A 15054-nucleotide genomic window follows, 5' to 3' on the forward strand; every position below is an offset into this window, starting at 1 on the left:
TTTTTACGCGTGAGCCTTAACTGTGACAGCACCGGTCACGACACGCGCGTTCTCCTGTTCGCACCCCTCGCCGTGCTCGCAATGATCGTGTCTGCAACCGCGATTACGGCGCTGATCGCGCTCAGCCTCAACGTATCGCTCCTGCCGGTCATCATCGTAGCCGGCGCTGCCGCCTTCGGCCTTGCCACCGCCCTGTTCGGACGGCTCGGCATCAAGCACCTGCGCCGGCTCGAACAGCTCAGCAATTCCGACAGCCTGACGCAGCTGCCCAACCGCCGCGCGCTGCATATAGGCATCCAGCAGGAAATTCGCGCTCAGCAGGAAGTGGCGCTGGCGCTGGTCGATCTCGACGGATTCAAGCTCCTCAACGACCACTACGGCCATTTCGTGGGCGATGCGGCGATCAAGGAAGTCGCCCGAATTTTCGAGCAGGTCTGCGAAGGCAATGCGCAGGTCCACCGCCTCGGCGGCGACGAATATGCCATTCTCATGTCGGGCAGCCTGTCGGGTACACTTCTCGAAGGTATCTGCCGCCGCGTCATCGAACGCCTCGCCAAGCCGGTCGCGGTGGACGACCGACGCCTGACGCTGGGCGCAAGTATCGGCCTGGCGCGTCGCCTTCCCCACGACAGCGTTTCGTCGAGCGAGCTCCTGCGCCGCGCCGACGTCGCGATGTATGCCTCCAAGCGTGGCGGCAAGATGCGCTGCACCTGGTTTTCCGAAGCCTTCGACCAGAGCCGTGAACAGCTCAAGGAACTGGACGACGAGCTGCGCATGGCGCTCGCCAACGAGGAATTCCGACTCAACTACCAGCCGCTGGTCGACAGCCGTACCCGCAAGGTCGTGGCGGTCGAGTGCCTGCTGCGCTGGGAGCGTCCCGACGGCAAGCGCATCGGTCCGAACATCTTCATCCCCGTCGCCGAGGAATCGGGCCTGATCAATCCGATCGGCCTGTGGGTGCTCCGCCAGGCCTGCAAGGACGCGCTGGCGTGGGACGATATCACTCTGTCGGTAAACATTTCGGCCGCGCAGCTGCGCAACCCCGAATTCCCGATCCAGCTAGGCCATATCCTCGAGGAAACCGGTTTCGATGCCGAACGCCTCGAGCTCGAAATCACCGAGACCTGCCTGGTGCTCGACCCGATCGTGGCCGAACGCAGCCTTGCGGTCATCCGGGGTTTCGGCGTCCGTGTGGCGCTCGACGATTTCGGCACCGGCTATGCCTCCATCGGCTTCCTGCGCCAGTTCCGTTTCGAGAAGCTGAAGCTCGACCGCAGCCTCGTCGTGCAGGCGGGCGAAGACGATGCCAGCCGCGCGATGATGCTCTCCAGCATTACCGTGGCCCGCGCCATGCAGATGGGCGTGACGGCAGAAGGCGTTGAGACCGAAGAACAGGCCGCCATGGTGCGCGCCGCAGGTTGCGACCAGATCCAGGGCTGGCTCTACTTCAAGGCCCTGCCGGCCGATGAAATTGCCCAGCACCTCGGTCATCCGGTCGGTGCAGCGCTACCGGGCGATGTCGAAACCTCAGCCAAGGTCGCCTGAGCGTAGCACACAAGTTTACCTCGCCTATGCGGCGAAAGGCCATGTGCAAATCCCTGCCAAACCAGTGATTTCAGCCCGGGCGTTTACCATATCGAAACGCTGTTCGGTTACCTCGATGGCATCCTCAGAGGGGTGAACATGAACGCAATCAGCAAATTCGACGCCGAGCTGTCCGAAGAAATCGCCAACGTTTCGCTTTCCGCCGATGCCGAAGACGGCAATTTCAAGCGCTATTGGCTCGCTGACTGGTTCAATGGGCAGACCCTTGCCAACAAGATGAAGCTGGCCGTGCTGGCACCGATGATCGGTACCGGCCTCGTGTCGCTGTTCGCCTATATCGGCTTTGCTGCCGAAGGCGCGCAGCCCGCCATGCAGGCGCTGGTCCTGCTGACCGCCGCACTCTGCCTGGTACTCGGCTATCTTGCGACCCGCCGGATGATCCTCGACACCATCAAGCCGCTCAAGGCTGTGGCCGACGGCATGAAGGAACTGGCCGCCGGAGGCCGCGACGTCGAAGTCAGCGGCGTGGGCCGCAATGACGAGATCGGCGATCTTGCCCGGGCTCTCGAAGTTTTCCTGAAGTCAGGCCACAAGCTCGACGAACTCTTCGCCGGCCGCAAGGAAAGTTCCGAACGCCGCAAGCGCGAAATCGACCTCCTCGCCCGCTCGTTCGAGCACGAAATCGGCGAAGTGGTGTCGGCCGTCGCCTCGGCTTCCACGCAACTCAACGAAACTGCCGCCGCAATGGCCAAGGCCGCCGAGCATGCCTCGGGCCAGGCCGCGCAGGTCAGCGGATCGATGGAACAGGCATCGACCGGTGTTACCGCCGCAGCTGCCGCTTCGGACGAATTCGCCATGTCGATCGGCGAGATCAGCCGCCAAGCCTCGCACTCGGCCGAACTGGCGCGCAAGGCCGCAGACGATGCGGAAGATGCCGACCAGACCATCTCCACCCTCGCTTCCTCGGCGGACCAGGTCGGCCAGATCGTCGAACTGATCCAGTCGATCGCACAGCGCACCAATCTGCTCGCCCTCAACGCCTCGATCGAGGCGGCGCGCGGGGGCGAAGCGGGCCGCGGCTTTGCCGTGGTCGCCAGCGAAGTGAAGGAACTCGCCACGCAGACGAGCCGTGCGACCGAAGAGGTCGCCGAGCAGATCCGAGCCATGCAGAATTCCACCGGCGCCAGCGTCAGCGCGCTGCGGTCCATCGGCGAACAGATCAAGCAGCTCGAAACCACTGCCATCTCGATTGCCAGCGCAGTCGACCAGCAGTCGGTCGCAGGGCAGGACCTTGCCCGCAGCATCGACCTTGCCGCGCGCGGTACGGACGAGGTTGCCGGCCATATCGAGATCATGCGCGAAACCAGCCTCGCGGCCGGTGCATCGGCCAGCCAGGTGCTGTCGTCGGCTACCGATCTGCAGGGCCAAGCTTCGAACCTGCGCAGCCGCGTCGACACCTTCCTTGCGAAGGTGCGCGCAGGATAAGGCTGGCGGGGACCGGCGTTCACCGGCCCCGCGTCACTCCCACCAGTAGGGCATGCGGCGGGCGTTGCCCGTCGTGACCTCGTTCATGGTGCGCGCGTCGTACAGGCGCCCGCCGAGCATGACCTGCGCGATGTCGTCCGAATTGCGGATGTCCTGCGCAGGATCGGCGGTCAGGATGACGAGATCGGCGAGCTTACCGACTTCGAGGCTGCCGATGTCCTTGTCCATGCCCAGCGAACGGGCCGGTTCGATCGTGCCGGCGCGCAGCGCTTCCACCGCGCTCATGCCGCCGCGAGCGAAGCTCCACAGCTCCCAATGCGCGCCGATACCGGCCTGCTGGCCATGCGCCCCGATGCTGACCTTCACCCCGCGCTCGGCAAGCTTCTTGGCTTCGCGCGCGCTATTGTCGTCGACGAAAGCCCATTCCGGCGCCTTAGTGCGGCGGGCCGTTGCGGCCAGCAGCATCTTGGGCGGGGTATGGACCAGCAGCGGGTTGTCGAACACGTCGGTCGCCTGCCGCCAATAGGGGTCACCGGCAAGACCGCCATAGGTCACGACCAGCGTCGGCGTGTAATTGGTGTCCGACTGGCCGAACATCTGCAGCACGTCTTCATACATCACGTCGAGCGGGATGTTGTGCTCCAGCGTGGAGTTGCCGTCGGCGATGAGGTTCATGTCCATGCCGAACAGCGAGCCGCCTTCGGCCACCACCAGCATGTTTTCCGCCCGTGCGGCGGCGACCACCTGCTGGCGCTGTTCGCGGCGGGGCTGGTTGTAGTTCTTCACCGAGATACCGCCCTGCGCCTTGATGCGGCGGACATGGGCCAGCGCATCCTCGTAGCTGTCGACGCGCGCATACACGCCCGGCGATTTCGCGCCGTAGATGATCTCGCCGGTCGAATAGATCCGCGGGCCGAGCAAATTGCCGGCGCGCTGGCGCTCCGATGCCGAGAAGATCATGCTCGCCGAGGACGAGGGATCGTGGATCGTCGTGGTGCCCAGTGCCAGGTTCTGGATCAGCGACCAGTTCTGCTGCGGGACGAGATCGCCCGATCCTTGCGCGCCGTGCGCATGCGCATCGACGAGGCCCGGGATGATCGTGCGGTCGGCCGCATCGACGACCTTCGCGCCGGCGGGAACGGTCACGTCCGATGCCGAGCCGATGGCGGCAATGCGATCGCCGTCGATCAGGATCGTGCCGTTCTCGATCGTACCCGCGCTGTCGCCCGCCATGGTGTGGATGCGAGCACCGGTAATGGCGACCATCCCGCTCGGCTTGTCGGCGCGCACGGTGCGAGCCAGCGAGGTGCCGCTGTCCGGCGGGGTGAAACTGGGTGCATCCTTGCCCTGCGGCGCGCTCGGCGTCAGCGCCGAGGTGCTTGCCCGGTAAAGCACGGGTCCCATCGACCAGTGCAGCGTGGAGCCGTTCTGGGTCCAGCCGATATAGTCCGCCCCGCCCTTGCTGACCTTGGTCACGGGAAGCGAGCTGGACTTCTCGCCCACGGTCACTGCTTGCCCGCCGGGCAGCAAAGGCATGGCGAAGACCTCGTAATTCTGGCGGAAGGCGACGTAATCGCCGCGCGGGCTGACGCGGAAATCATTGGCCAGTTCGCCCTCGGCGTGGACGCGGCGCGCCTCGCCGTCGAGATCGCTGGAAATGAGTTGCAGCTTGCCGCTCGAGCGCGCGAGCATGAACAGCCGGTCGCCATATGCGCCGAACTGCGGGTCCGATCCGTCACGGGTGACGAGGCGGGCCAGACCGCCCGACGCGGAGACAGCGTAAACGCCCTCGTTCTCCGAGAAATCAGGCGTGGTGAGGTAACCGCCACCCCGCTTCTCGAACACGATGGTGCTGCCGTCGGGCGAGAACTGCGGCACCGCATAGTGTCCCGGCTCGCGGGTCACAGCGCGTTCGTCGCGACCGCGGCTGTCGATGGTGACGATCCGCCCGAGCCCGGCATCTGTCCAGCGCACGAAGGCAAGGCGCGAACCGTCGCGCGACCAGGTCGGCCACAGCTCGAGGCTGGCATCGTCGCCGCTGGTCAGGCGACGCGGCGCGGCATCGCCGCCGACCGGCTTGGTGTAGAGCTTGCCAAGGCTTTCGAAGACCACGGTGCGGCCATCGGGCGACACGGTGGCGAAACGCGGGATTTTTGCCGTGAAGCTGTCCGGCGCGACATCGATAACCGGATGCGGCGCCGAGGCCACGGCCCGCGTATCGTCGATGCGGAAGGGGATTTCGCTGGCACCCGACCCGTCGGCAGCGATGCGCATGATCTTGCCGCCGGCCCAGGCGACGATGCTGGCACCGTCCGGCGTCCAGTCCATCATCGGGTAGACGCCGTAGACTGCCCAGGTCTCCTGCATGTCGAGATCGAGCTGGCCGTAGACCATGCGCTCGCGCCCACTGGCGATGTCCTTGACCCACAGCTGGGACTGGTCCTTGTCGCGCCGCACGAAGGCGATGCTCTTGCCATCGGGCGAAGGCGTGGGGCGCACCGCGCCGCCAAAGCCGCCGATGGCAGTGGTCACTTCGCCGGTGTCGATGTCATAGCGTTCGACGCGGAAGATTCCGGCGTTGGAATCCTGCGCATATTCGAAGATCGGGCCGGAGGTGACGTTACGCGTGTAGTAAATCGCGTTGCCGTCGGGAGCGTAGACCGGCTCGCCCAGTTCCTTCTGCAGGGCTTCGCTGGCGCGCTTGACCAGCTGGACACCCCCGCCGCCCGATGCGTGGTAGAGCCACACTTCGCCCGTTCCCAGGCTGCGCTGCGTGGTAAAATGCTTCTTCGCCACGATGTAGCGGCCATCTGGGGACCAGCTGGGGTGGTTGATCAGGCGGAAGTCTTCCTTGGTGACCTGCTGCTTGTTCGAACCGTCACGGTTCATGACCCAGATATTGTCGCCGCCCCCGCGATCCGAGGTGAAGGCGATCTTGCTGCCATCAGGCGAGAATTGCGGGTGCACTTCCCATGCGAGCCCCTCGGCAATGCGCGTCGGCGTGCCGCCGGTGATCGGCATGGTGTAGATATCGCCGAGCAGGGCGAAAGCGATGGTGCGCCCGTCGGGCGATACGTCGACATCGATCCACGTCCCTTCATCGGTGCGGATCGGCACTTCCTTGAGCTGGGCGCCGCGCGGTGCGGTCACGTCCCATTTCTCATCGCTCTTTTCCTCGCCGGCGATCGGTACGGTTGCCGGGGCGGCCTGCACCTGCTGGCCGGTGCCTTCACGCGGCAGGTCGGCCTGCGAGGCGTCGACTTCCTGCTCCTCGACCGGGTTGGGGCTGGGCGCGGGCTCTTCCTGCTGCGCGTGTGCGGCGGACGCGCACAGGACCAGCGCGAGGGCGGAAGCAATGCTCGACTTCATGTATCTCTCCCTGACAGTCGGGAGCGGCTTAGACGTGCCTCAAGCGCGAATGCAAACGCCTGTTCGACGAACGACGGTAATCAAGCGACGCTGGCGCGTTCCACCAGGCGCACGGGGACCCGGCGTTCCGCCTGCTCCTCGCCCCCGGCAAGCGCGGTTTCGACCAGCATGCGGCCTGCTTCGGCAAAGTCCGGCTCCACTGTCGTGAGCGGCGGATTGCTGAATTCGCCCGAGCCGAGGCCGTCGAAACCGACCACCCCGACGGCAGCAGGCACGCTCACGTCGCGCAGCGCCAGTTCTTCCAGTGCACCCAGCGCCATGGCGTCGCAGGCGAAGAACAGCCCGTCGAAGCTGGTCCCGCTCTCGGTCAGGCGGATTATCGCATTGCGGCCTTGCGAAACGCGGTCCGAACCGATCGACACGAATGCCGGCCGCGCTTCCAGCCCTGCGCTTTCCATCGCCGCCTGGTAGCCTTCGAACCGTTCGCGGAATTGCTTCTGCGAGGAATTGGGATCGCCCACAAAGACGATGTCCTTCGCCCCGCCCTTCACCAGCCGTTCGACTGCTAGCCGGCCGCCTTCGCGGTTGTCGGAGCGCACCCACACGGCATCGTCGAAGGGCGAGCCCCAGAAGGCGATGGCCTTATTGTCATCCGCAACCGAGCGGAAATAATCCCATGCAGCAGAATTGGTCGCCGTGCCGATGACGACGACCGCGTCGGCCTGCCGCCGCGCGACATAATGGCCGAACAGCTCGTCTTCCTTCGCCTGGAAAGAGACAAGCGCCTCGTAGCCCCGTTCCGCGGCCGCGGCGCAGGTGCTGCCCAGCAGGCTGTAGTAGAACGGGTTGATCGCGGCAGGCCCCTGCCCGTCGCGGCCGATCACCACGATGGCGATGCTGCCCGTCTCGCCCTTGCGCAGGCCGGCGGCGCGCATGTTGACGTGATAGCCGAGTTCCGCTGCGGCCTGTTCGACCCGACGCCTGGTAGCCTCGGTGATGGTTTCGGACCCGGACAGCGCCCGGCTCACGGTGGACTGGCTTACCCCTGCCCGTTCGGCCACGTCGATCGACGTTACCCTGTGCGGCCTGTTTGTCGTCATGGCTCTGCGCGCGCTCCCTCGGCACTTGCCCCTATAGCTAGCCGATATGCCCGTCCAGTAAAGACGCGGGGGGTGCTTGCGCTGCCCGCCAAGGCATGAGAGGATTTTAATCGCGCTTAAACAGGGGGCTACCATCGAGACACGCCGGGAAGATCGCCATCTCGTTCATGTCGCGGGCGCCTATCGCGCCCGGCAAAGCGGTTCGCGCCAAATCTGGATCAAGGACGTGTCGGAATATGGCTGCCGCTTCTTCGACAAGTTTTCCGTCCTGCGGGTCGGCACCGAAGTTCTCCTGAAACTCGGAAATATCGGCCCCCTAGAGGCGCGCATTCGCTGGCGCGAGGGCAGCATCGTCGGCGCGGAATTCGACCAGCCGCTGCATCCCAGCGTGCTGGGACATATCACCAAGTTCATGTCGCAAGACGCTGGCTGAGGCTGCTCCGGTCGGCCATGCCCGACCATGCGCCGACGCAGGAGACAGGACGCTGACCTCGCAAGCCCGCATACGCAAGGGGATTGCCGCCCATGCCGGTCTAGAGAAAGGTTATTACCAGCGTCCAATCGCAGCCGAAATGCCTGAACGAGCGCGCACTCAGCGCCGCACAGCGCAGGTAGACGTCGAGCGGCGATTCGCCCGGCGGCAGCTTCGCCGTGCGTTCGCCTTCCTCCGGCACGATCAGCAATCCATGAAAATGCGGTGCCAAGCGCGGCTGCTCCCCTTGCGTAAAACCGCCCTAATACGCCTGCACGATGAAATCGAGTTTCACATCGCAACCGAGGCTGGCGCACTGCTGAATGTTGGGTTACGCTGCCCGGATGGGAGAGAGACCAATGAGCGATCGCGCGACCGATTTTGACGTCCTGATTGTTGGCGCAGGCATTTCCGGCATCGGGATGGCCGCGCATATGAAGGAGAAGTCGCCCAACCGCAGCTTCGCCATCGTCGAACGCCGCGAGAACCTGGGCGGGACCTGGGACCTGTTCCGCTATCCCGGCATCCGTTCCGACAGCGACATGCACACGCTGGGCTTCGATTTCGAACCCTGGAAGCACGAGAAATCGATCGCCGATGGTCCGGCCATCCTCGAATATCTCGACCGCATCGTCGATGAACGCGATATCCGCCGCCACATCCGCTTCAACCACAAGGTCGTCTCGGCCGACTGGCGCGGCGCGGACGCTCGCTGGCACGTCACCGTCGAAGGCGAGAACGGCGAGCGCAAGCACCTCACCGCCAACTGGCTCTATCTCGGGTCGGGTTACTACGACTACGACGAACCCTATGATCCGGGCTTCGATTTCGGCGAGTTCGAGGGGCAGGTCATCCATCCCCAGTTTTGGCCCAAGGACCTCGACTATACCGGCAAGAATGTCGTCGTGATCGGATCGGGCGCGACTGCGGTTACCATCGTCCCGTCGATGGCGGACAAGGCGGCCAAGGTCACCATGCTCCAGCGCACGCCGACATGGATGTTCTCGCGCCCGGCCAAGGATGCGCTGGCAAACTTCCTGCGCAAGGTCCTGCCGGAAAAGACCGCCTACAAGATCACTCGCTGGAAGAACATCAAGCTGCAGGATTTCGGCTTCAAGCGCGCACGCACCAAGCCCGAGAAAATGGGCGAGGGGCTGCACAAGCGGATCCGCAAGTCGATGGGCGCGGATTACGATCTGAAGCACTTCACTCCGCCGTACAAGCCGTGGGAACAGCGCCTGTGCCTCGTGCCGGACGATGATCTGTTCGAAGCGCTCAAGAGCGGCAAGGCCGATGTCGTCACGGGCCACATCAAGGCCTTCGAAAAGGGCGGCGTACGCCTGACCGACGACGGCTTCCTGCCAGCCGACATCATCGTCACGGCGACCGGCCTCAAGCTGGCGGTCGCCGGCAAGATCAAGGTGTCTGTCGAGGGGGAGCAGGTCGATTTCGCCCAGCGCTTTTACTACAAGGGCTGCATGTTCTCGAACATCCCGAACCTTGCGGTGGTGTTCGGCTATCTCAATGCCAGCTGGACGCTGCGGGCGGACGTCAATTCCGATTACGTGTGCCGCGTGCTCAACCTCATGGAAGGCATGGGCGTCGACATCGCCGTGCCGAACCTGCCGGAAAACCACGGGTTGGAAGAGGACGACATCTTCGATTTCTCGTCCGGCTACATCCAGCGCGGCAAGTCGATCATGCCGAAGAATGCCGTCGCCTTCCCCTGGCGTCTCAACCAGGAATACATCTCCGATCGCAAGCTCATGCGCGAACAACCGGTCGATGACGGCATCCTCACCTTCTACCGCAAGGGCGCCAATGCCCGGCGCACGGACGAGGCACTCGAAGCTGCGGAGTAGCATTTCGCGCGCGGCGCCCCTAACTGTGGCCGCATGAACAAGCGCATCTATACCGCCGGTCTCGTCGTCATCGGCGACGAGATCCTGTCCGGACGCACGCACGACAAGAACATCGCGCAGGTCGCCAGCTGGCTGCAGGTCCAGAACATCCGGCTTGCCGAAGTGCGGGTGGTGCCCGACGTGATCGAGAAGATTGTGGAAGCGGTGAACGCGCTGCGCGCAGACAATGACTATCTCTTCACCACCGGCGGCATCGGCCCGACACATGACGACATCACGGTCGATGCCGTGGCGAAGGCGCTGGGCGTGGAGGTGGTCATCCACCCCGAAGCCCGCGCGATCCTGGAACGCTATTATGCCGACAAGGGCGGCCTCAACGAAGGCCGCCTGCGCATGGCCCGCGTGCCGGAAGGCGGGGAATTGATCCCCAACCGCATGTCGGGCGCACCCGGCATCCGCATCGGCAATCTCCACCTCATGGCCGGCGTACCGCACATCACGGCCGGAATGCTCGATGCGCTGACCGGCACGCTCGAGGGAGGCGACCCGTTGCTGAGCGAAACAGTCGGCGGGTTCATTCCCGAAAGCGAGGTCGCAGTGATGCTTCGCGATGTCGAGAAGGCGCACGAGAACTGCCAGATCGGCAGCTACCCCTTCTTCCGCGAAGGCAAGGTCGGGTCGAACTTTGTGGTCCGCTCGACCGACCGCGCCGCGCTCGATGCTTGTATGGCCGCGCTGTGCGACGGGCTGGAGCGACAGGGCTTTGCCTTTACCCACGGGGGAATCTGATCGCGCCTTGCCTCGCCTAGCGCTTGCGCTAGCCTTCGGGCGGAAGGGGTGTCGCGATGGAATGGTTTCTGGCTCTCGTCCTGTTCGCTCTGGCGTTACACCAGCGCGAGAAACTGCGCACCTTGCAGTACCGGGTCGAAAGCCTGGAAGGTGCGATCGACCACGTCCTTGCCTTGCTGCGGGAAGGCAAGGGCACCGATGCGACAGAGGCCGTAGTCCCTCCGGAACCGGCGAAAGCGAAAACCGCATCGGTCCCGGTGGTGGTCAAGCGATCCAGCGAACCGGCCGCGGAGCCGATTGCCGACCTTCCGCCACAGCCCCTCGCGCCGGAGCCGGAGCCGGAGCAACAGCCTGAAGAACAAGCGCGCCGGTTCGCCTTCGACTTCGAGGAACTCTTCGGTCGCCGACTCCCGATCTGGGCGGGCGGCGTCACGCTTGCCGTGGCGGGTGTATTGCTGGTCCGGTACTCTATCGAAGCGGGCCTGCTTACGCCCAGCGTGCGGGTGGTACTCTCCTTCCTCTTCGGGCTCGGCCTGCTCGGCGGCGCGGAAGCCGCCTATCGCAATGCCGACCGCGTCGGGGACGAACGCGTGTGCCAGGCACTCGCCGGGGCCGGCCTCGCCACGCTCTATGCAGGCTTCTACCTTGCGGGCAGCCAGTACGACCTGATCGGCCAGACCGTCGCTTTCCTCGGCCTTGCGGTCGTGACCGCGGCGGCGATCGGCCTGTCCTACCGCTTCGGCCTGCCAAGCGCCGTACTGGGCCTGGTCGGCGGTTTCGCAGCGCCTGCCCTGGTCGGCGGGGAAGAAGCGAACCTGCCGCTGCTCGCGCTTTACCTTGCGCTCGTCACGGGCGGGCTGACCCAGACCGGCAATCGCCAGCAGCGCCCGTGGCTCGGCCTCGGCGCGCTTATCGGCGGCCTCGGCTGGGGCGGGCTGCTGCTGACCACGGGGGCGATGTCGGGTGTCGATGTCCTCGCGCTGGGGCTCTACTTCGTTCTCCTCGGCGCAGTCCTCCCCGCGCTTCTCGCGACCGAGAAGCTCGAGCGGCCGCTCCGCCTCGCATCGGCCGCGATTGCCAGCCTGCAACTCGCCGTGCTGGTCGACGAGGGCGGCTATTCGGCGCTTGCCTGGGGCCTCTACCTGCTGCTCGGCGGTGCGCTGGCATGGTTCGGATGGCGCAAGCACGAGGTCCGCCCTGCCAGTGCCATGGCAGCGACCATCGGGGTCCTGCTGCTCGGTCTCTGGCCTGCCCCGCCCGAAGCGGGGTTCGCGACAGTCGCCGCCGCGCTGGCCGCGATCTTCGCCGGTGTGCCCCTGTTCCACCTTCACACGAGAGCCGACCAACTGGTCGATCGGCTGAGTGCAGCACTCGTCCCGCTCGCGCTCGGCATCACCATGCTGTTGACCTTCGGGACGCTCGACCACGACAGCCTCCGTATCGTGGAAGCGCTGGCCTGCCTTGCGCTTGCCGCCCTGCCGGGAGCGGCCGCCTGGCTGCTCTGGAACCGCGAGGACGCGGTGAGCCTTGCGGCCAACCTTGCCTCCGCTGCCGTCCTCGCCGTGCTTGCCGGACTGTGCGTGTTGCCGGCCATGGCGACACCCTTCCTCTTGGGCGCTATCGCTGCCGGCCTCTGCCTGCTGCTCCGGCCCCGGTTGCAGGAAACCCTGCCGCTCGCCGCCGTCGCATGGGCGGCCGCGCTTGCCGCGCTGACGAGCGTTCCTGCCAGCGACGCCCTGATGCGAGAGATGGATGCGCTGGTGACCGGGACCGGCCACACCAACATTGCCGGCATGCTCCGCTGGCTGGCTGGTGCTGCGCCCTTCGCCCTCCTCGCCCATTTGGAGCGTGACGGCCTTCGCCGCGGTATTGCCGAGGCCGTCGCCGCCCTCGCTGCCTTTGCCGCGCTGGCGCAGGTGCTGCCGCCGATCGCCCTCGTGTGGACCGCAACCGCAGGCGTGCTGGCCTTGCGCTGGCGCATGCCGGGGCGCGACATGGCCATGCTAGCGCTGGCCGCCGCCATCGGCCTGTGGGCGTTCCTGCCGCTGGTCGACTGGACAGGAGCGGGGGCCGTATCGCTTGCAGGGGATCCCTTCCTCCTTGCCTCGCTGCCATCGCTTCGCAGCACGCTGGGACACATCCTCCCGTTCGCCGTTGCCCTTGCCGCAGTGCGAGTTTCGGAGCGGGGTTTCCTGAAGTCGCCCGTGGCGCTGGGCTGGGCCGCACTGCCGGTAGGGTTCGTCGTGCTCCACGTCCTGTTCAAGCAGGTCTTCGCGATCGAGACGATGACCGGTTTCCGCGCGGCAGGCCTGGCAGAGCGGACCGTCTTCGAAGCCCTCCTGCTTTCGCTCGGCTGGGGCGCGGCGAAGGGTATCGGTCGAATCCCCGCCGACAAGCGTGTCGCGACGGGCCTCGCGGTCCTAGCCTTGGCGCATTTCGCGGTCTTCACGCTGTTCTGGCACAACCCGCTCTTCGCGCTGCAGGCCGTCGGCCCGGTCCCTCTTGCGAACCTCGCGCTGGCCGCTTTCGCCGTCGCAATCGCCGGCCTGCTGTCTCTCCGCCTGTGGCATCCGCGCTGGCGGGTATGGATCGACGCGCTGGTCATGGCGACCGCGACGCTGGGGGCGATCACCCTGCTGCGGCAGGCGTTTGCCGGGAGCTATTTGCCCCAGCTGCCCATGTCGCAGGCCGAGGACCTGCTGCGTTCGCTGGTCGGCATCGTGCTGGCCGTCGCATTCCTGCTCATCGGCAGCCGCCGGGCAGAGCGCAGCTGGCGGGTCGGATCGCTGGTCCTGATGACCGGCACCGCGATCAAGGTGTTCGTCTTCGATACCGCCGGCCTCGAAGGCCTGGTGCGCATCGCCAGCTTCGTGGCGCTGGGAGCTAGCCTGATCGGCATCGGCTGGTTCTATTCGCGCCAATTGCGCAGCGAGCCGTCACAACAATGAGAAAGGGCCGGAGGTTTCCCCCCGGCCCGTTTCTTGTTTGCGCTATCGCTTCGCTGCATGAGCGCAGGGATAGTCATATCCCACCGAAGTAGGAAAGCGGCTTATCGCCTGAGCGCTATTACGCGCCTTCGACTTCGCCGAGGTCGACCTTGAGGCCCGGGCCCATCGACGAGGTCAGCGTGACCTTGCGGACGTACTTGCCCTTGGCGCCCGAGGGCTTCGACTTGACGATCGCGTCGGTCAGGGCCTTGAAGTTCGCCTTCAGGTCCTCGTCCTTGAACGACAGCTTGCCGATGCCGCTGTGGATGATGCCCTGCTTTTCGACGCGGAATTCGACCTGGCCGCTCTTGGCGTCCTTCACGGCCTGTTCCACGTTCGGGGTCACGGTGCCCAGCTTCGGGTTCGGCATCAGGCCCTTGGGACCCAGCACCTTACCGAGACGGCCGACGACGCCCATCATGTCCGGCGTGGCGATCACGCGGTCATAGTCGAGGTTGCCGTTCTGCATGTCTTCCATGAGGTCTTCGGCACCGACCTTGTCGGCACCGGCGGCCAGCGCCTTGTCGGCGTTGTCACCGCGGGCGAAGACAGCGACCTTGACGTCCTTGCCCGTGCCCGAGGGCAGCGAGACCATGCCGCGGACCATCTGGTCGGCGTGGCGCGGATCGACGCCGAGGTTCATGGCGACTTCGACTGTTTCGTCGAACTTGGCCTTGTGCTCGCGCAGCGTGGCGATGGCTTCGTCCACGGTGTAGAGCTTCTCAGCGTCCAGCTTCGCGCGGACCTGCTGGTTCTTCGTCTGCTTTGCCATGTCCTTAGCCCTCCACCACTTCGAGGCCCATCGAACGCGCGGAGCCTTCGATGATCTTCATGGCCTGGTCGATATCGTTCGCGTTGAGGTCGGCCATCTTGGCTTCAGCGATTTCCTTGACGGCGCTGCGCTTGATGGTCCCGGCCGAAACCTTGCCCGGCTCCTTCGAGCCCGACTTCAGCTTGGCAGCCTTCTTCAGGTAGAACGATGCCGGCGGCGTCTTGGTGACGAAGCTGAACGAACGGTCGGCATAGACGGTGATGACCGTCGGGATCGGAGCGTTCTTTTCGAGGTCCTGCGTGGCAGCATTGAACGCCTTGCAGAATTCCATGATGTTCACGCCGCGCTGACCCAGTGCCGGGCCGATCGGGGGCGACGGGTTTGCAGTGCCGGCGGGCACCTGCAGCTTGATATAGCCTTCGATTTTCTTGGCCATGATGGCCTCCTTTCACACTGTCGGCGGTGCTCTTTCGAACGCCGCCTCATGTTGAGCGGTCGAGCGAAGGCTTTACAGCCTTCTCCCGCACGGGTTTCCTTCGCTGTCGCTTGGGAAGGCGCGCACATAGCGATCTGGGCGCAGATTGCAAGCGCGAAGCGCCCTGTTGGACGCGAGTTGGAAAGCCTCCTGCTGCACCCCGACAGGATGGAACGGATGGAACACGGTCCTGGCTGG

General features: G+C 65.3%; 11 protein-coding genes. 6 read left to right on the forward strand and 5 right to left on the reverse strand.

Annotation, left to right across the window (positions count from 1 at the left end):
- The first annotated feature begins 9 nt into the window (after window positions 1–9).
- A complete protein-coding gene (locus LCL94_RS04325) occupies window positions 10–1545 on the forward strand; it encodes a putative bifunctional diguanylate cyclase/phosphodiesterase (protein ID WP_224831132.1) in 1536 nt (511 codons plus the stop codon).
- A 138-nt stretch (window positions 1546–1683) separates the two neighbouring features.
- Complete coding sequence (locus LCL94_RS04330) at window positions 1684–3030, forward strand: methyl-accepting chemotaxis protein (protein WP_224831133.1); 1347 nt, start codon at window positions 1684–1686, stop codon at window positions 3028–3030.
- A 33-nt stretch (window positions 3031–3063) separates the two neighbouring features.
- Here LCL94_RS04330 and LCL94_RS04335 read toward each other — a convergent pair whose 3' ends face one another.
- Both LCL94_RS04335 and LCL94_RS04340 read right to left on the reverse strand, forming a co-directional pair.
- On the reverse strand, window positions 3064–6399 hold the full coding sequence (locus LCL94_RS04335; RefSeq protein ID WP_224831134.1) for an amidohydrolase family protein: 3336 nt from the start codon (window positions 6397–6399) through the stop codon (window positions 3064–3066).
- A gap of 80 nt (window positions 6400–6479) precedes the next feature.
- Entirely contained in the window at window positions 6480–7499 is a 1020-nt protein-coding gene (locus LCL94_RS04340) for a LacI family DNA-binding transcriptional regulator (protein WP_224831135.1), read from the reverse strand.
- 76 nt (window positions 7500–7575) lie between these two features.
- Here LCL94_RS04340 and LCL94_RS04345 point away from each other — a divergent pair, with 76 nt between their 5' ends.
- The gene (locus tag LCL94_RS04345) at window positions 7576–7932 is read left to right on the forward strand and encodes a PilZ domain-containing protein (RefSeq protein WP_224831136.1); all 357 of its coding nucleotides are present in this window, start codon (window positions 7576–7578) and stop codon (window positions 7930–7932) included.
- Window positions 7933–8032: 100 nt separating this feature from the next.
- On the opposite strand, the gene LCL94_RS04350 is transcribed toward LCL94_RS04345, so the two are convergent.
- Entirely contained in the window at window positions 8033–8203 is a 171-nt protein-coding gene (locus LCL94_RS04350) for a hypothetical protein (RefSeq protein ID WP_224831137.1), read from the reverse strand.
- Between the two features lie 127 nt (window positions 8204–8330).
- On the opposite strand from LCL94_RS04350, the gene LCL94_RS04355 reads away from it, so the two are divergent.
- The 3 genes from LCL94_RS04355 to LCL94_RS04365 are packed head-to-tail and all read left to right on the forward strand — an operon-like array spanning window position 8331 to window position 13570.
- Complete coding sequence (locus tag LCL94_RS04355; RefSeq protein WP_224831138.1) at window positions 8331–9833, forward strand: flavin-containing monooxygenase; 1503 nt, start codon at window positions 8331–8333, stop codon at window positions 9831–9833.
- A 33-nt stretch (window positions 9834–9866) separates the two neighbouring features.
- A complete protein-coding gene (locus tag LCL94_RS04360; RefSeq protein ID WP_224831139.1) occupies window positions 9867–10622 on the forward strand; it encodes a competence/damage-inducible protein A in 756 nt (251 codons plus the stop codon).
- 56 nt (window positions 10623–10678) lie between these two features.
- Window positions 10679–13570, forward strand: coding sequence for a DUF2339 domain-containing protein (locus LCL94_RS04365; protein WP_224831140.1), 2892 nt, complete (start codon window positions 10679–10681; stop codon window positions 13568–13570).
- Window positions 13571–13688: 118 nt separating this feature from the next.
- On the opposite strand, the gene rplA is transcribed toward LCL94_RS04365, so the two are convergent.
- Window positions 13689–14381: a 50S ribosomal protein L1 gene (gene rplA, locus LCL94_RS04370; protein WP_224831141.1), complete on the reverse strand. Its 693-nt coding sequence runs from the start codon at window positions 14379–14381 to the stop codon at window positions 13689–13691.
- Window positions 14382–14385: 4 nt separating this feature from the next.
- Window positions 14386–14817, reverse strand: a complete 432-nt coding sequence (gene rplK / locus LCL94_RS04375; RefSeq protein WP_224831142.1) for a 50S ribosomal protein L11 — start codon at window positions 14815–14817, stop codon at window positions 14386–14388.
- Between the last annotated feature and the right edge of the window lie 237 nt (window positions 14818–15054).

It is taken from the genome of Qipengyuania gaetbuli, assembly GCF_020171365.1.
GTDB classification, from domain to species: domain Bacteria; phylum Pseudomonadota; class Alphaproteobacteria; order Sphingomonadales; family Sphingomonadaceae; genus Qipengyuania; species Qipengyuania gaetbuli_B.